Source organism: Streptomyces sp. NPDC056734, from assembly GCF_042790455.1.
In the GTDB taxonomy this organism is placed as follows: Bacteria; Actinomycetota; Actinomycetes; order Streptomycetales; family Streptomycetaceae; genus Streptomyces.
This window is the reverse complement of record NZ_JBHTZD010000005.1, coordinates 142,519-164,871: the sequence shown is the minus strand read 5'-3', so window position 1 is coordinate 164,871 and position 22,353 is coordinate 142,519. Positions and strand designations below refer to the sequence as shown.

General features: G+C 63.8%; 11 protein-coding genes and 1 tRNA gene. 11 read left to right on the top strand and 1 reads right to left on the bottom strand.

Annotated features, from left to right (window positions below; translation table 11 throughout):
* Nucleotides 1-180 precede the first annotated feature (180 nt).
* The 3 genes from glpR (at nucleotide 181) to ACFRFC_RS09145 (ending at nucleotide 3,383) form a co-directional block, all read left to right on the top strand.
* Nucleotides 181-1,479 (top strand): gephyrin-like molybdotransferase receptor GlpR, encoded by a 1,299-nt coding sequence (gene glpR / locus ACFRFC_RS09155; RefSeq protein WP_382689831.1) that lies wholly within the window; start codon nucleotides 181-183, stop codon nucleotides 1,477-1,479.
* Between the two features lie 115 nt (nucleotides 1,480-1,594).
* Nucleotides 1,595-1,668, top strand: a tRNA-Ala gene (locus tag ACFRFC_RS09150).
* A 462-nt stretch (nucleotides 1,669-2,130) separates the two neighbouring features.
* Nucleotides 2,131-3,383, top strand: a protein-coding gene (locus ACFRFC_RS09145) for an IS3 family transposase (RefSeq protein WP_382689829.1) whose coding sequence is annotated in 2 segments (ribosomal slippage) — nucleotides 2,131-2,413 and nucleotides 2,413-3,383 — 1,254 coding nt in all. Because the reading frame shifts where the segments join, the coding sequence is not laid out codon by codon here.
* Between the two features lie 283 nt (nucleotides 3,384-3,666).
* Here the strand turns inward: ACFRFC_RS09145 and ACFRFC_RS09140 are convergent.
* Nucleotides 3,667-4,341 (bottom strand): VUT family protein, encoded by a 675-nt coding sequence (locus tag ACFRFC_RS09140; protein WP_383112600.1) that lies wholly within the window; start codon nucleotides 4,339-4,341, stop codon nucleotides 3,667-3,669.
* A 384-nt stretch (nucleotides 4,342-4,725) separates the two neighbouring features.
* Here ACFRFC_RS09140 and dpdE point away from each other — a divergent pair, with 384 nt between their 5' ends.
* Genes dpdE through dpdD form a run of 8 tightly spaced genes read left to right on the top strand, consistent with a single transcriptional unit; the run spans nucleotide 4,726 to nucleotide 22,305 of the window.
* Nucleotides 4,726-8,007: a protein DpdE gene (dpdE, locus tag ACFRFC_RS09135; protein WP_382689825.1), complete on the top strand. Its 3,282-nt coding sequence runs from the start codon at nucleotides 4,726-4,728 to the stop codon at nucleotides 8,005-8,007.
* Nucleotides 8,000-10,603, top strand: coding sequence for a protein DpdF (gene dpdF, locus ACFRFC_RS09130; protein WP_382689823.1), 2,604 nt, complete (start codon nucleotides 8,000-8,002; stop codon nucleotides 10,601-10,603). Before dpdE ends, dpdF begins: the two co-directional genes overlap by 8 nt.
* Nucleotides 10,603-11,514, top strand: coding sequence for a protein DpdG (gene dpdG, locus ACFRFC_RS09125; protein ID WP_382689820.1), 912 nt, complete (start codon nucleotides 10,603-10,605; stop codon nucleotides 11,512-11,514). Before dpdF ends, dpdG begins: the two co-directional genes overlap by 1 nt.
* Nucleotides 11,507-14,578 carry a protein DpdH gene (gene dpdH, locus ACFRFC_RS09120; RefSeq protein ID WP_382689818.1) on the top strand — a complete coding sequence of 1,024 codons (3,072 nt, stop codon included), beginning with the start codon at nucleotides 11,507-11,509 and terminating at the stop codon, nucleotides 14,576-14,578. The genes dpdG and dpdH overlap by 8 nt, the downstream gene beginning before the upstream one ends.
* A 5-nt stretch (nucleotides 14,579-14,583) precedes the next feature.
* Nucleotides 14,584-15,264 (top strand): hypothetical protein, encoded by a 681-nt coding sequence (locus tag ACFRFC_RS09115; RefSeq protein WP_382689816.1) that lies wholly within the window; start codon nucleotides 14,584-14,586, stop codon nucleotides 15,262-15,264.
* A complete protein-coding gene (gene dpdJ, locus ACFRFC_RS09110) occupies nucleotides 15,261-19,769 on the top strand; it encodes a protein DpdJ (protein WP_382689814.1) in 4,509 nt (1,502 codons plus the stop codon). Before ACFRFC_RS09115 ends, dpdJ begins: the two co-directional genes overlap by 4 nt.
* Nucleotides 19,766-20,287, top strand: coding sequence for a phospholipase D-like domain-containing protein DpdK (dpdK, locus tag ACFRFC_RS09105; protein WP_382689812.1), 522 nt, complete (start codon nucleotides 19,766-19,768; stop codon nucleotides 20,285-20,287). Before dpdJ ends, dpdK begins: the two co-directional genes overlap by 4 nt.
* Nucleotides 20,284-22,305 (top strand): protein DpdD, encoded by a 2,022-nt coding sequence (gene dpdD, locus ACFRFC_RS09100; RefSeq protein WP_382689810.1) that lies wholly within the window; start codon nucleotides 20,284-20,286, stop codon nucleotides 22,303-22,305. Before dpdK ends, dpdD begins: the two co-directional genes overlap by 4 nt.
* Nucleotides 22,306-22,353 lie beyond the last annotated feature (48 nt).

Genomic DNA, 22,353 nt, shown 5'->3' with positions numbered 1-22,353 from the left:
GAAATTGAATATATGTTCGATATTGATCGGCCAGGGATCGCGCCGAGGCATTAAATTCACGACCTGTGCGGTCTGCTGATCGCATCGATCACAAAAAAAGTTCGAAATATCAGCCGGATCGTGCGACACACCGGCCCAATTGGCGGATGGCCCCACGCAAACCCCTCTACCGTGTGAGGCGTGAGCAGCAGCGGCCTCATCTACGCAGTCATTGTCGGGGCCTGGGCCGCCTACTTGGTGCCTATGTGGCTCCGTAGGCAGGACGAGCTGAACGAGGCCCGTCCGACGGAACGCTTCAGCACCGCCATCCGGCTGCTGTCCGGACGGGCGGGGATGGAGCGCCGGTACGCCAAGGACCTGCGGGCGCGCACCGACGAGGGGGAGCCCGGATCCGTCCCGGACGTCCTCACCAACTCGGTGGACGTCCGGGCCTTCGCCATGCCTCCGGCACCCCCGCAGGCACCCGCGCCGAAGCCGGCGCCCAGGGCGGCGCGCAGGCCCGCCCCCGCGCGGGCCGCTGCCCAGGCACGGCAGCCCCAGGCATCGGTCCAGGTACCGGAACAGGCACCGGCCCAGGTGAAGGCACCGGTACAGGTACAGGCACAGGCCCCGGCGTCGGGTGGTCAGGCGTCGGCCCAGGCGGTCAAGCGCGCCCCGCGTGCACGGCGCACGCCCGGCTCGGAAGCGGCTGCCGCGCGCGCCCGGCGTACGAAGGTGCTCGCGCGCCGACGCCGTACCACGATGGTGCTCTTCCTCGCCTTCACGCTCGGCGCGATCGTCGCGGCCGTCGGCGGGCTCGCGTTCCTCTGGGCGCCCGGTGTGCCCGCCGTACTGCTCAGCGGATACATCGCGTATCTGCGCTCCCAGGAGCGCCGCCGGTTCGCATACCAGATGGACCGGCGCCGCGCCGAGGTCGCCGCGCAGCGGCTGCGGGAGCGTACCCGCCAGCCCCGCCGGGCGGCCTCCACCGCCGTCGCCGACAGCGACGAGCCGGAGGAAGGACCCGAGCCCGAGACGGACCCGGGTCTGTCGGCGCTCGCCGCGGACCGGCGGGCGCTGGTGGAGCAGACCGACCACGCCGAGTGGGTCGACCAGCAGCGCGAGCGCCAGCGGCTGCCCGGGCACGGCGGCAGCTGGGATCCGGTCCCGGTGCCGCTGCCCACCTATGTGACCGCCCCGGTCGCGCCACGGGCGACTCCGGACGTCGACCTCGGCGCCCCGGACGCGTGGAGCTCGGCCCGCTCCAGCTCCGTCGCCCGCGAGCAGGAGTCGCGGCCCGCCACCGAGGAGCAGCCCGAGGAACCGGCCCCACCGGCCGATGACCCGGCCGATGACCCGGCCGATGACCGCACGGACGGCGACGACCGCGGCGACGCCCGCCGCCGCGCCGCGTCCGCCCGGCGGGCCCGCGAGCGCGGCCGCACCCCCCTGTTCGACCAGTACGAGGACGGCGACCGGCCGCGCGCGGCCAACGAGTGACCCTTCCGGCTGCCTCTGCCGGACCCGTCCCGGGGCCTCCGCCAGGCCCCGCCCGGACCCCCGCAACGGATTTCCGGGCACGCCGATCGGGGTGCTAAGGTTTCACTCGTTGCAAGGGCCTGTGGCGCAGTCTGGTAGCGCACCTCGTTCGCATCGAGGGGGTCTGGGGTTCAAATCCCCACAGGTCCACCGCAAGCCGTTCACGAGAGTCAGCTCGTCAACGGATCACGAGATCCCGTCCAGCTCACAGAGCTGGACGGGATTTCTTGGTTTTGAGGCTTGGTTCGGCACGGATGCCGCTTCGGGAAGCCCCGGGCGGTGCCGTGGATGCGTCGAGTGGAGCGTGCGATGGGTACGCGGACATGCCGAAGCGGCCGCGGGACCGGAGTGCTGGTGGTCCCACGGCGCGGTTGTGTGGCTTCGTTCGCCCCGATTCGCCGTCTACGTTCTCGGAGATTCCGGCGGCGGTGTGGTGACGTCGCTCTCGTTCGGTCTGGTCGTCGCCCTGTACGGGTCAGGTGTCTCGGGGATGGTGCCGATCGTGTAGCGCTCTGGCTTCCAGAGGTGCCGTGTGCGGAGGAAGGACTCGATGCTCCTCAGGTGAACCGCCCCGGGTGAAGTAGAGGCTCAATTTCATGTAAGGGTTGAGTCATGGCACGACCTTCCCGCTACCCGCTTGAGCTGCGCCGTCGCGCGGTGCGCATGTTCGCTGAGGTCCGCGGCGATCATCCGACCGAGACGGCCGCCCTGCAGTCCGTCGCTGAGAAGCTGGACATCGGTTCCCGCGAGACGCTGCGGAACTGGGTGAAGCAGCACGAGATCGACGCGGGTTCGCGGCCGGGGACGACGACGGAGGAGTCCGCCCAGCTCAAGGCGTTGAAGAAGGAGAACGCAGAGCTGAAGCGGGCGAACGAGATCCTGAAGGCGGCGGCGGGTTTCTTCGCGGCCGGGCTCGACCGGCCACACACACGCTCGTAGCCTTCATCGACGAGCACCGGGACCGCTTCGGCGGCGTCGAGCCGATCTGCAGGACGCTCACCGAGCACGACTGCAAGATCGCCCCTTCTGCCTACTACGCCCACAAGAAGCGCCTGGACGCCCCGTCCGCCCGTACCGTACGGGACACGGAGCTCAAGGAGCTGATCCGGCAGGTCCACACCGACAACTACCGTGTCTGCGGGGCGAGGAAGATCTGGCGGGAGCTGAACCGGCAGGGTCACGCGGTGGCCCGCTGCACCGTCGAGCGGCTGATGCGCGAGCCGGGCATCGCCGGCGCCGTCCGCGGCAAGAAGGCCATCACCACGGTCCCGGACCAGCAGGCCGAGAGGGCACCGGACCGGGTGGACCGCGACTTCGTCGCCACGGCGCCGAACCGCTGCCGGGTCGCGGATTTCACGCACGTGGCGACCTGGGCCGGGGTGGTCTACGTCGCCTTCGTCGTGGACACCTTCTCCCGCCGCATCGTCGGCTGGTCCGCCGCGACGTCGAAGGAGACCCAGCTCGTCCTGGACACTCTGGAGATGGCGCTGTGGCAGCGCGACCGCGATGAACGCCCCTATGTTCGAGGCGAGTTGATACATCACAGCGACGCGGGCAGTCAGTACACCAGTTTCAAGCCGGCTGAACATCTGGACACGGCCGGCATCGCGCCATCGATCGGCTCCGTCGGCGACGCGTACGACAACGCCCTGATGGAGAGCACGATCGGCCTGTTCAAAACCGGGTTGGTCAAGCCGCGGCGGCCCTGGAAGGGGCTCTCCCAGGTCGAGCTGGCAGCCGCCGAGTGGGTCGACTGGTACCGCCACCGCCGACTGCACGGTGAGACAGGCCACGTCCCGCCTGTCGAGTACGAGACCAGCTACTACCTGACAACCACGAAACCCCAGGTCACGACCACCAACTGAGATCTCCACCGAACCCGGGGCGGTTCACTCAGCAATCCTCATTCTCGCTGGTCAGATGCGCTTTCTGTTTGCCTGATCATCTGCCGGACAGCATGCCTCATGAAAGCGCGAGGTTAGTCACCGAGGCTGGAGCCCAAATGGTGGGGCAGGTCAAGATGTCACCCAACCCTGCAGCAGTCCCGACCGGCATCCGAATGCTTCAGGAAGCCGGGTGTCTCATCCCAGGCGAAGGACGCAGGTGCAGCGCATCCTGGCTCGCGCTAGTAACGGGGAGAAGGGCAGCTCACACGGTCACGTGCTTACGACGTCGGCGTAGGGCCAGAACGGCGAGCGCGGCGAGGGTCATCCATGACTTGCCGAGGATCTGCCCGGGCAGGTACTCGAACGATCCGAAGGCCAGCTTGAGGAAGAGGAGGCTGTCCACGAGCAGGCCAACTGCGTTCGAGGCGAGCATTGCGATGACCAACCCGCGCTTCCGGAGAGGCTCGTAGACGGCGAAGTCCATGGTCTCAGCGACGGCGAAGGCGGCGGCCGAAGCGGCAGCGAGTGCGGGGTCAGCGAGGAAATACGACAGAACGGTGCCGACGGCTATGGCCGCGAGCACCGCGCCGCGGCCGGCAGATTCACGCGCAAGGTCACGAAGGACCAGGGCGAGACCGACCATGTAGACCCCGGCGGGGGCGGCGTAGTCGAAGCCAACGGGGATGGCTCCGAAGTGAGTGACGGCGAGGTTGGCCGCCGGGATGGTGGCGACGTAGGCGACGAGGGTCGCGATACCGGCAGGGGCGGGGACGTTCACGTTCTTCTTTCTGTTTCGGAGATGTGGTTGCTGCGCCGATACCACGCCGCGGACGGACGGCGAGGCGAACGCCCAGACAGTACAACTCAGGCCACTGACATCGACACCGCCCCCGACGCCGGAGACTCTGGCCGGGATTGAGTTCACTGCCAGCGGCATATGTCGAGCAGCGCAGCATGAGTCGGCCACGTCCCGGCGCACCATCGAGTGCCCCTTGAGCGTGCACTCGCAGGTCAAGCGATGGGCATCCCGTGGCTGTCGCTCGATGTTCGCTGCTGCCGCTCAATTCCGAAGCGACGGTGCCGCCTCTGAGCAAGAGGCTGTTTCAGCCGTATCGCGCGACTCAGCGAACCAATCCGATAGATCCATTTTGCCGAGATTGGGCAGGTTTGGGGAGATCGAAGGGGGGCGCTGTGGGGGTACCTACCATCCGGTATCGAAAATACATGCGAATTTGCGAACTATTCTGTCGACTGTGTTGTCAGTGGATGCGCTTAAGCTCGTGCCAGTTGCTAAGTCAGCAGGTGGGGGGCGAGCAGAAGGATGTCTTCGGGCTTCGCGGTTGGACACCTCGTCGAGTTCACGGGGGCTCCGGGTATCGGCCGGGTTGGCGCCATCGACGGCGAGATGCTGCGCGTCGACTTCTTCGAATCAGTAGCCGAGGAGGTCGTCCACTCTCAGCGTGTATCGGCGAAGAGCTGCTGGCGGGCCAAGCTCGAAGCTGAAACGCGGGTCTACTGGTGCGAACCGAGCACCGGAGATTGGCTCGCTGGACGGGTCAGGGGGGAGTATCTCCCGGAATACTTCATCCAGGTCCCCAACAAGAAGTGGAACGAGCGTGCGAGCGAGCGCGATCTCCGCGTGCGCTGGGACCGCCCCGTTCACAGCCCCCTCCAAGTCCTTACGAGCGGTGGTAGCGAGTCGGGGTTCTTCCGCGATGCTCGGCTTCCCTTCCTGCGTGACCTCGTTGCCCAAAGGGCTGCTTGCGCCAACATGGCCTCGCTGCTGTCCTCGGCTGCCGAGGTCTTTCCACACCAGATCCGCGCGGCAATGATGGTGCTCACTGATCCAGTGCAGCGATACCTCATCGCAGATGAAGTAGGGCTCGGGAAGACCATCGAGGCTGGGTTCGTCATCCGGCAGACCCTCCTGGACGATCCGCAGGCACGAGTAGCGGTCGTTGCCCCCGAGCCACTGCGGCGCCAGTGGGACAAGGAGCTCCGCAACAAGTTCTTCGTCGACGACTTTCCATCAGCCCGGATTGTGATCACGTCCCACGAGACTCCGGAGAAGTGGTCCGCGTACCACGACAGTGCACTTGTCGTCGTGGACGAAGCCCATGCACTGGTGCAGAACGCCGACGAGGGCCTCTCGCCCTACCGGGAACTAGCCGCCCTGGCTCACTCCGCACCGAAGCTTCTGCTCCTGTCCGCGACCCCCGTGACTTCGCACTACACCACTCACCTCGGCCTGCTGCACCTGCTCGACCGCGACCTCTACAGCTGGGACGACCGCGATGCTTTCGAGCACCGCTACGCCCTACGGGCCGAGTTGGCCGACGGTGTCTACGCCCTGGATGCCACCTTCACCTTTCTACTGAGGTCCACGCTCGACGACATTCGGCGGATCCTGCCCAATGACCCCCGATTTGAGCAACTCGCAAATCGGGTCGTCGAATGTCTCACTGAGGACGATGACATCCGCAATGGCGTAGAACCCGATGAACTCGCCCTACGTGTGGAGGAGATGCGGGGCCACATCAGCGAGACGTACCGCCTCCACCGCCGGGTGATCCGGCACCGGCGCGACCAGGTGGAGAAGCCGGAGGACGATTCCGAAGAAGGCGAACCCTACGCTGTCCGCGGGCGAAAGCTCTCGGACGTCATCACCCTGCCGTCCACCTCTGACGCGGTCGAAACCGCCCTTACAGAGTGGCGCATTGGCGTCTCAAGTTCCCTGCTCGATGCCGGGCTTGAAGATCAGACCACCGCGTACGCCCGCATCCTTGGTGTACTCATGTCAAGGACGGGCGGGCCCTTCGACGACTTCGTCGACGCGCTGCGCTGGCGGGTCCGGGGAGATGCCGAGGCAGCGAAACGAGCCGGGCTCAGTGTCCAGGAGCAGATCATGCTCACCGCGCCCACTCTCATCCCTGCAGAGGTGGAAGCACTCCGCGAGTTGGAGAGGTATCTCGACGAGGCAGAGGGCGACCAGCCGTTGAAGACGACGGTCAACGCCCTCGTCCCAACCCTGAATCGCGGTGGACGCATCGTCGTCTTCTGCGGCCCAGGCCTCCTGGCGCACCACCTTGCGGCGCGCCTGCGGCGGTTGTCGCGTAACGCCTGCGTGGTGGAGCACACCGCACAATCCGGAGCGGCGGCTTCCGAGGACGCAGTGACGAAGTGGCGTACAGCGCCAGGAACCTCCGTCCTTGTCGCCGACCACACTGCCGAAGACGGGCTGAACCTTCAGATCGCGAATGCCGTCGTTCACATGCGCCTGCCGTGGGACCCCAACCAGCTCGAACAGCGGATCGGACGGGTTGATCGCTATCCCAGTGGCGAGTCCGGCGGCCAACTCGATGAAGCCAGCCAGTACGTGGTTAGCGCAAGCGCCGAGGACGAAGCCCTTGGTACGGCGTGGCTGAACCTGTTGTGTGACGGCTACGACGTCTTCTCGAAGTCAGTGTCGACACTGCAGGATGCCATCGCAGAAGGCCGCGACGCCGTCTGGAGCGACGCCCTACGAGATGGCCCGTCCGGGCTCGCGTCCTCCCTGCAACGAGTTCAAGACCAACTCCGGGAAGCCCGCCAACAGATCGAGAAGATGGACATGCTCGAAGCCATCCACCTCGATGTCGATGGCCGAGACGGCATGGTCAAGATGCTCAGGGGGCTAGAACTGGAGTGGAAACAGATCCAGCACGGCGTCTTCCGGTACACGAGCGCAGGATCTGGCGGTATCAACATCCGCCACTACGAGCGCACAGCAGGCAAGAGCGTCTTCGACCTCGTAGGGTCACTACCGCAGGTGCCGCCTCGGCTCTATATGGCGCAGACCGGGCCGCTGAATCCTGCTCTGGCCCAGGGGACGTTCAACCGGTCCAGGGCCCTGCGTGATCCCGGTACAAGGTTGTTCCGCATAGGCAACCCCTTCATCGACGCGCTCGCCGCGTTGAGCAGTATCGACGAACGTGGCCAGGCCACTGCCTACCAGCGCGAGGACCGCAGTCACACGGGTGACCCGGAGCCCTACTTCGGCTTCGACTTCCTGGTTGAGGCCGACGTCTCTGCGGCGGCAGAGGCGATGCCCAACCGCCACGAGGTGAAAAGGGCGTTGCAGCGCCAGGCTGATCTCCTCCTTCCGCCGTTCACGCGGAGGGTGTGGGTGCGGGCTGGAAGCACCGAGGCGCTTACGCTGGCCTCGACGCTCAACTGGCTGAACGAGTCCTACGGCAAAGAGTGCCAAAACCTGAGTGGCCAGCGGATTCGTGTTCTCATTGACGCCTTCGGCGGCTGGTCGGAGTTCCGCCATGCTGCTGAGACCGCCGAGAAGGTCGCACGCGACGAACTCTTCCGCGTCACTGACCTGAAGGCACTCTGCGCCGAGGCCCAGACGCGAGGTCGCCGGCGACTCGCCGTGACTCGGGTGCAGGCAGAGGCACGCAGGGCTGCCGGTCGCCTCCTGCGTGAGGACGAAAGCCAACTGGCAGACGTGAAGACCGTCGGCTTGCTCATCGACGGCCTCACGCAGCCAAGCGTACGACTCATGTCTGCAACCTGCGTTCTCCGTGTTGAGCGAAAGGGGGCACAGGTAAGTGCGTGACAGTTGGATTGGAGCACAGCAACTCTTTGACACCTGGCCGTTCATTATCCCGACGCCGGAAGAGCCGGAATGCAGCGGCACATTGCGACGGCTCAAGGATGCCCTAGACGGACTGGCTGAACAGTCGGCCTCGTGGCGTGACGCGGCAGCATTGACACGGCAGATCCTTCTGGAAGCTCAGGCCAGCGGAAACGCCTTTGGTTTCTCTGTTCCCTCTGGCGCACCGCTTCCCACGCGAGAACATTGGGAACAGATGCACTGCCATGCGCTCCCGGACGGCCGTCGCGTCTTGGTCACAGCCCGGCCGTGGCATCCTGGCAGGAAAGATCAGAAGGCTGACGAAGCAGCCACGTACGACTTGGAGCAGATCCACCTCGGGGAAAGCCTACAAACACACCTCGAGTTGGAGCCGTGTCCAGCTGACCCCTTTTGGGTCCGTAGTCTCGGCAGCGGTTACGCCCAGTACAAGTCGATCGGGCAGCGGCAAGCTGCGCGCGCCGTGGCACTCGCAGAGCCTGGCAGTACTGTCATCGCTTGTTTGCCCACTGGCCATGGCAAGACCGCCCTCGTACAGGCTCCGGCTCTACTTGCAAGTAACCGTACCGGCGTCGCCTTGGTCGTAGTGCCGACTGTCGTGCTCGCGTTGGACATGGAACGTCGTGCCCAGGAGTTGCTGAACAGCCGCGGACGGCGAAGTCCCTCCGGCCGCTACGCCTACATCGGCGGCCTCGACGAGAACCTCAAGCAACAAATGCGAGAAGATATCCGGACCGGTAAACAGCGGCTAGTCTTCACGAACCCTGAATCGCTCGTTTCTGGACTTAAGTCTGCGCTGGAAGATGCCGCTGAGGCAGGCCACCTTCATTACTTCGTCATCGATGAGGCCCACCTCGTCGAGCAATGGGGCGAAGGATTTCGACCTGATTTCCAAACCATGTCCGTCCACCGTCGGACCTGGCTGAGCGCAGCACCACCCGGACGTGCACCTGTGACGGTCTGCATGAGCGCCACACTCACCGAACAGCAGGTAGCCACCCTCGAGAAACTGTTCGCAGCCCCCCAACGAGCCGAGATCGTTTGGGGCGCTCAGGTGCGCCACGAACCCAGCTACTACATCGAAGCCTTCACCGATGAGGAGCAGCGCACCGAGGCGATCCTTCGCGCCATCGATCGTCTTCCGAAACCACTAGCTCTGTACGTGACAGAACGAAAAGACGCCAAGGCGTGGCTCGACCGCCTACGCGCAGCCGGCTTTGCACGAGTAGCTGACGTCGCTGGCTATTCGAGCCCTGACGAACGCCGGAGCGCGATGGAAGGCTGGAGCGGCCGTTCCGCTTCGGGCCCTATCCCTACCCGATACGACATCGTCGTAGGGACCTCAGCCTTCGGCCTGGGTGTAGACCTACCCGACGTCCGCAGTGTGGTGCACGCCTGCCTGCCCGAAACCGTCGACCGCTACTACCAGGAGGTAGGGCGCACAGGCCGGGACGGGCGTCCGTCCGTGGCCTACCTAGCATCCGCCCCCCGGGATGAGCCCGTCGCCGAGGGCATCAATCGGCAAGCAATCATTGGTGCAGACAAAGCCTGGTCCAGATGGCGGTGGATGTGGACGCTCAGGGACAAAACATACGCACGTCAGCGTCACTACCTTGTCAACCTTGACTCCATCCCGGACAACGTCCACGACACCTCAGAGGCCAACCGTGACTGGAACATCCGCACCTTGAACCTCATGCTGCGCGCCGGGCTCCTCGGTCTCCACGTTCCTGAACCGCCACAGCGACACGATGGCGAACCACGCGCAGCGTTCCAGGAACGCCTCGACCTCTTCTACGCGGTGGCTTCCACACATGTGGACGTCACGCTCGAAGACACTCAGACCAATGACGAGGAGCACTTCCGGACTCGGTTCGAAGCAGAGCGCCGGCGATCAATCACCGCGCAGCGACACGCCCTAGCCGATCTCCGCACCCTGCTAGGCGGTGATCGATGCACAGGCGAGGTTCTCAGCACCTACTACCGCGTCCAGCAAGGCGGTGCTCCACTGCTGACGGGCGTGAATTGCCGCGGCTGCCCCAGTTGCAGAACAACCGGGCTTCCCCAGGAGAACGGCTTCTACAAGCTGGCCGGAGACCCTCATCCGCTGGTTCCAGCCCCCAGTCGAACCAGCCACGATCCACTCCGAAGCATGCGAGGCAGCGCGTCCTGCCTCAGTTTGTGGTGGAGGAACGAGACCGACCGCCAGGTCAAGGTGCCTCGACTGCTGGAGATGCTGGCCCTGCGTGGCATGAATGTGATTGGCGGGCCAGGGGTCACTCCATCTCTAGCTGAAGCTCTTCAGGAGGATGTGGCACCGCGCCCGATCATCTACGACATCGACGCCGATCTACTCCGCTTCTACGAAGGCCCCGTCATCTGGGTACTGGACGGTGATCCGTTACCAATGGATCGGGTGCTCAGGTCGCGACTGGACTCACCAGACGTGACCTACTTGATCCATCCGCGAAGCACGCCTGATCCGACTCGCCCTGGCCTGGCCTTCGTCGCCCTTCATCCTCAAAGTTTCTCCGTACAGACCGCGTTGGAGTCGTTCTGATGGCCCTGATCAACGTGGACGCTTCGCGCCCCGACCCCATGTGGGCAGTCGTCCGTCTACTCGCCCACTCGAAGGGGCCGGTAACACTCGACGGCGCACGCGCTCTGCTGAGTCCACCGACCCTCGCGTCCGGTGACAAGGACGCGTCGGAGATGTTCAACAAGGCTGTCAAGACGCTGAAGGAACTCGGGCTACTCCACGTCGACGAATCCACCGGTGAGCTGACGCTCATGGGACCCGCTGAGCAACTCGACGGCCGAGATTGGAACGCCTTCGCGGCTGCGCTGCGCACTGCGGTCTTCGCACCTGAGCGCAACAGTGGTTTGGGGGACAACGATGAGCAGAGGGAATCCCGAGACCTCACGCGTGCCCTGGCCTGGCTCCTCACGCTAGATCCCATGCGCCCTGCCGTGGACTGGGACCAGGCCCAGGACCTCATGAAGGAAACCCCGCTCAAGCCCGAGGCGGGACCGGCAGTCGTAAACGCCGAACGATGGCGACCCTTCTGCGACTGGGCCTCCGCGCTAGGGCTCGCAGCACGGCCACTTCTATCCGGCGGACCCGGCAGTCGACTGGTCCCTGACTGCACCGCCGCAGTCAGACATGTCATGCAGTCCCTGTGGGAGCCGGGCCAACAGGCTAATGCCGTGACAGCCGTCCGAAGCGTGCGCGAGCGTTTGCCGGTGCTCGCCGGCGGCCAATACTCCCTGACACTCCACCTCCCCAACCCCGGTGACCGCGTGGCGAGCCCTGCCCTCTCCTTTGCATTGCTCCGCGGTAACGACGAGGGCTGGCTGCGCCTAGAACTCGATTCCGATGCCGCATTGGTGTTGCAGGTGACCGATCCAGAGCAGCCGTCGAGTCCGCGCTACGTAAGCGACATCACGATCCAGGAGGCCCCGAGTGCCTGACTTTCGCGGAAAGGTCTGCTGGGATCCCACAACAGCCGCCAACACCATCAGCGTGGAGGCGATCTCCCCTTCCCCTGCCGTCTTTCGGGCCACTCATGCACCGTTGCGCATCCAACGCGCACGGCTCGACGGCCGGCAACTCGTGCTTGAGGGACAGACGGTTGACGAGCGGAAGGTCCTTCACGACTTCCTGAATCACCAGTCCAGCAGCGGCGCCCTGCTCATGCCAATCGTGGGCGAGTCGGGGTCAGGGAAGTCTCACCTCGTCAGATGGGTCCGTGAGCACCTCGAATTGGTCGACGACAGGCCTCGTGATCGCGAGGTCATCTACCTTGAGAAGCACAGGACAAGCCTGAAGGCAGTGGTCCAAAGCCTGATCGCCAAGGCGGACAGTGACGAACTGAAGCAACTCAAGGCCGAGATCGACAAATTCACCGCTGACATTGACGCAGCAGTGCTCGCCCGGCGACTGATCCATTCCCTTAACGAGACCCTCGTAGCCGAGACCGGCAGCGGCGTCTCGGGGCCAGCGCGACAACTCTACGGCCCTCATGGACTCGGGGCACTCCTCGACGATCCGCACGTCAGTGAGTTCATGCTTCAGCCCGAGAAGTTCGTTCCACAACTGGCCACTTACCTCCTGCGAGACCGTACAAAGGGAGATAAAGATCGGCCTCCGAAGTTCACAGTTGATGATCTCCCGCTAGACATCACGAACGTCAGCAAGGCTTCGGCGCTCGCCAAGAAGTGGGTGCAGGTTCTCAGCTCCAAGGCCGAACTCCAGGAGATCGCGATCGACCTCCTGAACGAGCACCTGGAGACTGCGATCAATCGCAGCTTCAACCTAGGTATGGGCCGCTTGCTAGAGGCCATGACCCTTGTCCGTGAGGAGTACCACCGACAGGGCAAAGAGATCATTCTCCTCATCGAAGACTTTGCCCTCATTCAGGGTGTGCAGAAGGACCTGCTGGACGCCGTCGTCGAAGCCGCCCACCGTGAGGGGTCCACACGACTTGCCCCCATCCGCACCCTCATGGCGGTCACGACTGGTTACTTCCGTGACTTGCCAGAGACCGCGCTCACCCGTGTACAAGCAAACCTGGGCTACGCGTATGACCTCGATGTTCCGTTCAGTGAAGAAGACACCGGTGAAGACGCCATCGCTGCATTCGTTGGCCGCTACCTCAACGCAGCTCGCATCGGCAAGGATCAACTGGAACAGGTAGGCGGTGGCGACCCCCCGAACGCATGTGACACATGCTCCCTGCAGCCCCGTTGCCACGACGCGTTCGGAGCATCAGCGGATGGATATGGGCTCTACCCCTTCAACCGCTCAGCTCTGACTCGAATGGTCCACTCCACCGCTTCGAAGGATGAACCATGGAGGTTCGTTCCCCGAACTGTACTGGGGAGTGTGGTACGGCCAGTTCTCATCGAGCACGCTGGTTCACTGCGTCGCGGGGAGTTTCCCGATGAGGCCCTCTCTGAAAGCTTCCCTACGGCTGACATCGACCCCACGCTCGATACAGCCGTGCGATCGTTCATCGACAAAAATGATCGGGTGGCCGGCCCACGGCGACAGGTGATCCTTGAGTTCTGGGCCGACGCGGGTGCTCAGGGCATCGAAATCGATCCCACGGTGTTGGAGGCCTTCGCCCTCAACCCCATGGCTACCGGAGTCCAAGCCCCTCAGCAGCAGCCGCGACGCGAGGCTGAACCTTCCCCCCAGCACACCGCCACGCCAGGCACTGCCAAGACGGAAGACAAGACCTATCCCCAGTCCGTTCAGCGGAGCCTTCAGAACATCGAGGAGTGGGTGACCCGCGGCGACGACCTCAAGCAGGACCACGCCCGAGCCATCCGCACAGTCATCGCCACGGCAGTAGCCGAGCGGTACCGTTGGAACGCACCGCTCATGCAGGCGCAGAGCAACGTGAAGGAGAAGGGCTGGCCGAACAAAGCCACCGTCGTAAGCATTGAAGGCTCTGCGGTTGCAGGCATCACAGGTGCTGATAGCGCGCCGATTCAGTTCAAGCGGAGTGCGACGAACAGCAGGTTCTTCCAGAGCTTGATCCGTGTGCAGAACGGGCTGGACCAGGTGCGCGGTGAGGACATCCGCAGGCTCGCGACCCTCGCAGAGCGGCACGCCGGTGCGCTGGCATCCCGAGTTCAAAGCAATTTGGAGGTCACGGACGACGACCTTGTCCTCGGCCTACGGGCATCGGTACTGGGAGCAGTTCTTGCTGGCCGCTGCTGGCCAGAGATGAGCATCGAGGAACTCCTAGCGGCAGCGGTAGACGACGGCGACGCTTGGAAAGGTACCGGCGTCATGTCGAGGCCTGACCGGTGGACCGCGGCCTTCAGCCAGCACCTGTCGGCGCGCAGCGCCCTGGTGAAACGTATCCGTACCGGAATCGGCATTTCGCAGGGCAGCAGGGGAGCCGTGGGCATGATCGATGCAGCCCGGGCACTTCCTCTGCTGGAGAAGGCAACAGCCACCTGGACGTGGGAAGCGCCAGCGGGCAGCGTCCCCGAGTGGGTGAAGCCCGCAGTCAAACCATTCGCATCATGGTCCGCGCTGATCGAAGGGCAAGTCACGTTGCTCAAGGACTGGCTGGGCGACATCAGAATGCGGCAACCCCGCAGCACCCCGGGGAACCATACTCTGGCCAGCATCAGAACTGCCGTTGATAGAGCAAGAGAGGTCAGTCTGTCGCTGTCCGCCCAACGAGCAGGTGAACTCGACGCTCTCCTTCAGCAGGCAGGTGCTGCGGACTGGTCCACGGTCTCCGCTCTGGAGGATGACCTGGGCAGGTGCTTCGACGACGATCGCCCCGAGGCGTCGCGGGGGATTGCACGTATCCGCACGGCCGCCCAGGACCGAGGGGCTTCCATCGAAGTGATTCGGAACCTGCTTTGTGTCGCTGACGAGTGGCTAGATGAGGCCCTGAAGGGTGCTGAGATGCGGGCGAGTTCCTCGACTGCAAAGAGCGCAGCTGAGGACGTGCAGGAACTCATTACTGAATGGCGTTCCCTGGCAAGCGGAGGGGCTGATCAAGCATGACTCATATGTCTGTATACGAGAAGGCAAAGCTGGTTGAGGATCACGCTTCACGCATCGCGGACGGTGAGGACTCGCAGCGGCAGGCGACTCGTGTATCAAGGTGGCTGCTGGAACTCCGCTCTCAACTCAACCAACTTCGCTCACAACTGGCCGTCACACATGCTCTACAGTCTCGCAGCGTCGGACTCGACATCGACTTGTCTGGCATCGATGACGGCAGAGCTGGATTTGAACGGAATTTGGGAGCCAGCGGACTTCCCACCAACCCGGCGTTCAGCACCGCGAAGAAGAAGACACAGGAAGTATCTGATCGCCTCGCGGAAGAGAATCAAGCGGCTTGGTCTGCCTGGACGACGCAACTCCTCTCGGAACTGCCCCTAGCGCGAATCTCGATGCTCATCGAAGTCGAAGCAGAGAAGCAGGCCTCTAAGTGGCAACTCGAACTGGAGCGAATCTCCAGAGGCAAGGCTTTTAAAGAGGCCATCACCACATTCGCAACCACGTACGCCGGACTGGCGGAACTTCTTCAAGCTACTCAAGATCCGCCGGAAGCACTCGTCGGCCTGCTGAATCGGCTTCGCGCGCAGTCTGGCCTGACGCTCAGCGATGTCACAGACGAGGAGATCACGCTCCTTCGTCAATGCCGGATGGACGCCCACATCACCCTGAAGAGGAAGGGTTCGTGAACCAGAGTTCAATAGGCCAGAAGTTCGCCAACGAACTTCTGAACCAACTTGAAGGTCTTGAGTTGCCCCTCCTCATGTGGGGCGTGACGGAAGGCGCGCTCTCAAAGGAAGACGTCCTCAACTGCATCGAGCAGTACCTCGACGAATGCGACGACCCGCCAGGCCTATCAGCTCTCGAGATACTCCGCGGGATGCAGGGCCGCGCGCTGCTCTTCAAAGTGCCCTGGCCTGCTGACGGATCGATCCGTTACCGCACTCGCTTTGCTGAAGCTCTGCGCTTGACCGCCGGGCTGCGCCAACTCTTCCGGCCACGCGGAGACTGGGCAGACGACATCCCCAACGGATGGTGGCGGCAAGGCAAGCGACTCATTGCTGACTACCGCCTACACGTTCGCTATCGCCGTTACCCTGATCGGGACATTCCGGGCTCCCAGGCCCTCAAGGCGTTGCGCACCCTTCCCGGTTGGGGCGAGCTCCAAGACCGTGTTGCCCAGGGCCAACTGGGCGGCAAGAACCTCGCCCGTTTCCAATTGGAGGCAACGCAAGCTGTCTTCGCCTCGCTCCAGAGCAAGAACCGCTCCAAGGGAATCATCGTCAGCGCCGGCACCGGTAGCGGCAAGACGCTGTCCTTCTACCTGCCCGCCTTCGCAGCTATAGCGGAGCACGCCACCAACAAGGTTCAGAGCAGGATCCACACTCTGGCGCTGTATCCGCGAACTGAGCTGCTGCGGGACCAGTTGCGCGATGCCATCGTCAATGCTCGCAGCGTTCAGAGCGCGCTCGTCAGCCAGGGGAAGAGGCCTCTGCGTATCGGCGCACTCTACGGAGGCACCCCGAATCACGGAGACGACTGGCGACTTCAGCCCGGACGAGGCTCCGGCCGTTGGGCACGTGTAGGGGACGGCGCCGTGTGCCCCTTCCTACCCTGCCCTAGCCCGACGTGCGAAGACGGCGATTTGATTTGGTCCGACAAGGACCGCGCTGAACGCATCGAACGCCTCAAATGCCGCCGCTGCGGGGACGAGATCCCGGATGGCCAACTCGCCTTGACCCGCGAGTCCTTGAAGAGGAACCCGCCGCACCTGCTGTTCACTACCACGGAGATGCTGAACAAGTGCAGCGCCGACGGCTATCTCGACAGCCTCCTGGGCTGGCGCGGAGGAAGCGTGCCGTCCCTGATGCTCCTCGATGAGGTACACACGTACTCGGGAGTCCACGGTGCGCAGGTCGCCTACCTCCTGCGCAGATGGAGGGACGCAGTAGTCAAACCCGTAACGTTCGTGGGCCTCAGCGCCACACTGCGCGACGCGAACCAGTTCTTCGCACAGTTGGTCGGCCTGCGCGAGAGCGACGTTGACCCCATTGCACCCGAAGATGCCAGCATGGTGCGGGAGGGCCGCGAGTACGCGCTCGCGCTGCGGGGCGACCCGGTCTCGGGAGCCAGTCTCCTGTCCACGTCGATCCAGACTGCAATGCTTTGGGGTCGCGTACTCGACAGTAGTGACGATGCATTCCTCTACGGCTCGACCGGGTTCCTATTCACCGATGCCCTGGACGTCACCAACCGCTTCTACAAATACCTTCGCGACGCCGAGGGCGACCAAGACCACCGCGGGCGGCGCAACAATCGCCGAGGTGACGTGCTCGCCGGGTTGCGGTCGCGTGCGCGTGCGGAGCCTGGGCCTCGCTACCTTGAGGGACAGAACTGGGAGCTCGTCGAGCGGATCGGTCATGAACTCGACCCAGATCTCCGCATGCACCCCTTGATCATCGGGCGGACCTCATCGCAGGACGCCGGAGTGAACCGCAATGCGAACCTCACCATCGCTACAGCGTCGTTGGAGGTGGGCTTCAACGACCCGCGGGTCGGTCTCGTCCTTCAGCACAAGGCACCGCGGAATGCCGCTTCATTCATTCAGCGTCGAGGCCGCGCCGGCCGAGAGCGCGGCACTCGACCGCTGACCATCGTGACCTTGTCGGATTACGGTCGCGATCGCCTGGCCTACCAGGGCTACGAAACGCTCTTTGCCCCAGAGGTCGCTGCCACGACCCTGCCGCTCAAGAACCGGTACGTCCTCAAGATCCAGGGAGCACAGGCTCTTCTTGACTGGGCCGGGCGCAGGATGCGTGTCCAGGTCGGGCGCGGCGACGTGCGGAAGCTCCTGACAACCCCCGATGACGAAAAGACCTTGTCCGATTACGAGAAAGAGCGCATCGGGCTGATCAAGATCCTGGACCAGTTGCTGACCGAGGAGCGCGTCCAGGATGAGTTTGCACGGCACCTCGTCAAGGCGTTGAAGATCAGCGTTGATGAGGCACAGGCCGTGTTGTGGGAACAGCCTCGCTCCCTCCTCCTGGCTGTCGTGCCCACGGCTCTTCGCCGGCTTCGCTCCCGTTGGGAACCTCTTGTAAATGACCCCGGCATGGGCGAGAAGGCCATGCTCCCCGAGTTCATCACTCGGACGCTGTTCGAGCCGCTGAACCTTCCCGAGGTCGATCTGGAACTCCCCTTCGACAACGGGGATGGTTCCGTCGAACACATGCCCATCGGTAAGGCATTGACGGAAGCCGTGCCGGGACGGGTCAGCCGGCGCTTCGGGTACCTGGACGACGCTCACCGCACGTGGCTCGCCATCCCCGACGAGGACAGCAATGTGCTCAACCTGAGGGAAATCGTCACCGAGGGCAGGCTGGAAGGCACCTGGCAGCCTCATGGACACGATGGTGCCGACCTCGAAGTCGTCCGCCCCTTGAGCCTGGTGCTTTCCCAACCCGATCCCGACATCGTGGACCAGTCCCACGGCCAGCCGCAGTGGGGCACCCAGATTGTGGTGGAGGACGACGCACCCCTCAGCGAAGGCACCGTGCCGAAGCCGTCCCCCTGGCAACGTCGCCTTGACACGGTCAACTTTGCAACCCACGCCGCCGGCAACCCTGTACGAGTGCGCCGCATGACGTTCGGCGCGGAGTGCAACGTCCGGCGGGAACGCCAGAACAGTCAAGCCCGCACTATTCGGTACGAACTTCGGGGACGACCAGCCGCACTCGGATTCGCTTTGGGTGTCGATGCCATCCGCTTCGCGCTCAAGCCGCTCAACCTCGACGATCCAGCTGTCAGGGAGTACCTCGCTATGCCTCAGTGGCGCTCTCTGGCTTTCTTGCACACGGTTCAGGATGATCCGGACTTGGCCGAGATCTCCGACACCTTCCAGAGGGAGCGCCTGGCCCAGATCTATCTGACCGCGTTCACTCTGGCCGGACTCGACGGGAACCACACGAACGCTGACGTCCGTGCGCTGCTGAAGAACGGCGCCTGGACTCAGGATCTCTCCAAGATCTTCCAAGTGCTCTATCGCGACTCCGACGTGACTGAGCAGGAGGTCGACGGTGATCGACTCGTGTCAGAGTTGATCAAGCTCGTCGGCAACAGCACCGTTATCACAGCCCTGGACAGGGCAGCAGAGTTGCTCGTGGCGGAGGACATTTCGGTCGAGACGAGCCCACTGGCCCAGCGCACGTACCGCGACACGATGGCAGCCGCGATCCTTGCTGCTGCTCAACGCGCGTGCCCGAACGCACAGGACGGCGATCTCATCGTTGACACACTTCCCGGTGAGGGAGAGGGATCGCTCACCGAGGTGTGGCTGAGCGAAACGTCCGTGGGCGGATTGGGGATCGTCGAGCAACTGGTCGACTTCTACTCGAAGGACCCCCGGCAATTCTGGGGGCTTGTGACGAGCAGCCTCGCGCCGAGCGAATACGAGTATGTCGACGCCACACTGACCCGGTTCCTCCAGCACGTCATCGACGAACCCAGCGGAACGGCCGCCCAGGCAATGGCGACGCTCAGGGCTGGCAGTTCCGCCAAAGAGGCCGAGGATGCTCTGGACGTCCTTCGCGAGGCCTGGGCACGGCTCGACGGCCCGCCACGGCATGCAGCCGTTGCAGCACTGTCCACGCGGCTTCTACGCCCGGGGTCGGGGCCCGATACTGACGTCACCGCTCTCGTCCTTGTTGACGCATGGACGCAGTTGGAGCAACGCCTCCGGGTCGAGGTCGACGCTCGCGTAATCGCATACGCTGTGGGATCCGGAAAGCTTCAGTTGGAAGGCGCGCGGTCTCTGACGGCAGACCAGGTCTTCAGTCTTCTGTGGCCTCGCGGCCACCAGGCCCGCACTCAAGACTTGAAGCACTACCAGCCATACGCTGACGACCCCGTCCTTGAGCGTCTGTTGGTCCAAGCCGCGCACGATGACCGTGTACCGGTGATCGCCATAACCAAGCCCACCTGGGGTGCCGCTTACCGACAACAACTGACCGCAACCTCGGCTGTCGAACTGGTCTGTCCGGCGGGAGACGCAACCTTGATGGCTCAGGCCTTGAAGCAGGTTCCGGTCACGCCGATCGACCGGGATGTGCTGCGTGTCTACGGAGAAGTCTGCGGTGTGCTCCGCCACCAGAACGAGATTCGAGTCAGGGTCGAATTGCGGGAGGCAGCCCAGTGAAATCCCAGGAACGAGCCCTCCGCATTGGGCAGCACACCGCAATTCGCGTTGACACCATGCTGTCCGCGGCGCTGATCGCAGAGTTCATTGCACCCAGCGACCACCTGTGGTTGGTGTCCGCATGGATCACCGACGTCCAGGTCCTCGACAACAGCCACGGTGCCTACGACGCACTCTTTGGAGATACTCCTCCGGCGGGTTGCCGACTCTCAGACGCCTTGGCTCGCATCGCCCATGGTGGCGCACAGGTACACGTTGTGACCCGCGATGATCCCCACAACGAGGACTTCCTGCGCCGCCTGACGAAGGCTGCATCAGGCAGGAAGCTTCACACTGTCCGCGACCCGGATATCCACGAGAAGACGCTGTGCGGGAATGACTGGATGCTGAGCGGATCGATGAACTTCACGATCCGAGGCATGGCCCAGAACGACGAGATGATCACTTACCGGGCAGGCAGCGACGCTGCCGCCCAAGCACGCATTGACCTGGCCGAGCGGTGGGGAAACGGAGAATGAACCAGACCACGTCCTGGACCACTGATCGTATCCAGGCGTTCCTGCATAGGTTCTTCGGCGAGGGCAACGATGCGTGGCCCAAGATGGACTATACACACTCGTGGACGGCGCGCACCGAGCCCTTCGTCAAGATCGCGCTGGGCGAGAACGACGCGCCTATCGTTCTCCCCCGCTGGATTGCTGAAAACCAGTCGTACACGATGTACGCCATCGCACGCGACCCAGCAGATGTCGGCAAGACAGCTGAACTCATTGAGGCATTTGCCGGGCCTACATATATTTACTGCAACATGGAGCGCGGTGGCCTTCGTCCAACTCTGCTCAATCGGGACGATCCTGTGGAACGCGCCGTCATCGACCTGTCCGGCGAACGTTCCACTTTTCGCCTGACAACCGGGGAGAGCGACAAGTACCGGCAGGGTCTGACTGATGCTCTGCTACTGATGCAGCAGACCTACCTGAGGCGTCCGCCAAGGCTCTGGCGCGTAGTGAAGCCGGTCGGCCGTCTCATCGCTGAGTTCGACGCGGCTCTCGCGGCCGGCGGTGAAGCTGCCTCCCTTGATCTCCTTGAGCAACTCGCTGCCGCGGGCGGGCTTACTGCGACGAATCTCGCGCATCTCAAGCTCAAGAGACTTGACCGTCTCGGAGCGAGTACCAAGGTGCTGGAGTTCCCGGCACTCCAGGACGTTGCCCGGCAAGACCCTCCTGCGCCGGTAAAGGCAGCAATCCTGAACGCCGTGTACACCGTTGCCCTGGAGGAGCCACTCGCCGGTCGGAATCTGGAGACGGCCAAGTCCAACCTCATCACTCACGGCAGGGCCGTCCCCGAGCTACTCGCAGGCGACCCGCGGTCGTATGGACCGCAGGCCATGACAGTGCTCCTACTTGCCTCCGTGATCCTTAAGAACGCAGAGGCCGCACGCCGGTTCGTGACAGCTGCTGAGGACCTCGATGAAACACCCGAAATTCCCCTGCTTGTGTTGAATGAGGCTAATGCCCTTATTGGGCAGGCTTCGGAGGACCTCGGTGCCTCCGCATTGCCGCAGCCCGAGGAGTCTGCAGACACGGCCGCTCCGATCAGCGATTGGCCAGCCCTGTTCTTCGCGCTCGCCGAGGGCGACACTGCGGCGAAGGACGCACTGGACGAGGAACAGTGGACCCTGTGGCCCACTCCTGCAGAGCACGATGGGACCCTCGCCGAGTTCCTGGACGGGTTGAGCGACGGTGCCGCGCGCGAACTATGGCGGGCAGTGGGCTCGTTCATCGATGCCGTGGGCTACGACGACCCCGCACCCGAATGCGCCCACGCCTTCATCCGCAATGCAGTGCTCTTCAACCGCTACAGCCCTGGAGACTTGGCGGCCTTGCAGGCGCTGATGGAGATCGCACTTCGCGCTGGTCCCTCTGCCGAGCAGTATGCGGAGATCCTTAAGGACATCGGTTCGGACACAGAACGATGGGTCGCTCCCGAACGGGCCTCGGCTGTCTTGGACTTCGTCGACCGCTTGTTCCTCGCAGCGTGCCCTGATCCTGAGGCTCGCACGAGCCTGTGCTCGCAACTGCTCGGGCCTCTGTCTGCGCACAGCCGCCGCCTCACCGAGGCGGACCTCGCCTTCGCTCGCCGGCTCTCCGAAGACCTAGGCATCGACTTCTCCTGGGCTGCCCCTGCTGGCAAAGAGGGCGAAGACAGGTCCCCCGTCGAGTTCCCTCCTGCGACGGTCTTGCTGTACTCGCTGGACGAGGCGGTACTCAACCGGTGCCAGGAGGAACTTAGGCGCCTCGCTCCGGCTGTGAAGGTCTTGACGGCCTACGATCATGTGGGCACACCGCAGTTGCGCCAGAAGGCACGGGCCGCGAATGTGATCGTTCTGGCTACACGTTGCGCCAAGCATGCGGCTACCGGGTTCATTGACCAGAACAAGAAGACTGAGCACGTCGGGTATGCGAACGGCAGTGGTTCCGCATCGCTTCTCCGTGCTGCCATCGACGAACTCCGCATCGCGGCGGCGACCGAATAGCGAAGCGGCGGCCTCCCCCGAACCAGGGCGGCCGCCGCCAAGGGCAGG

Coding starts and splice junctions, on each gene's coding strand:
- ACFRFC_RS09140 (WP_383112600.1), bottom strand. CDS start 4,341: ATGCCGCTGGCAGTGAACTCAATCCCGGCCAGAGTCTCCGGCGTCGGG.
- dpdE (WP_382689825.1), top strand. CDS start 4,726: ATGTCTTCGGGCTTCGCGGTTGGACACCTCGTCGAGTTCACGGGGGCT.
- dpdG (WP_382689820.1), top strand. CDS start 10,603: ATGGCCCTGATCAACGTGGACGCTTCGCGCCCCGACCCCATGTGGGCA.
- ACFRFC_RS09115 (WP_382689816.1), top strand. CDS start 14,584: ATGTCTGTATACGAGAAGGCAAAGCTGGTTGAGGATCACGCTTCACGC.
- dpdD (WP_382689810.1), top strand. CDS start 20,284: ATGAACCAGACCACGTCCTGGACCACTGATCGTATCCAGGCGTTCCTG.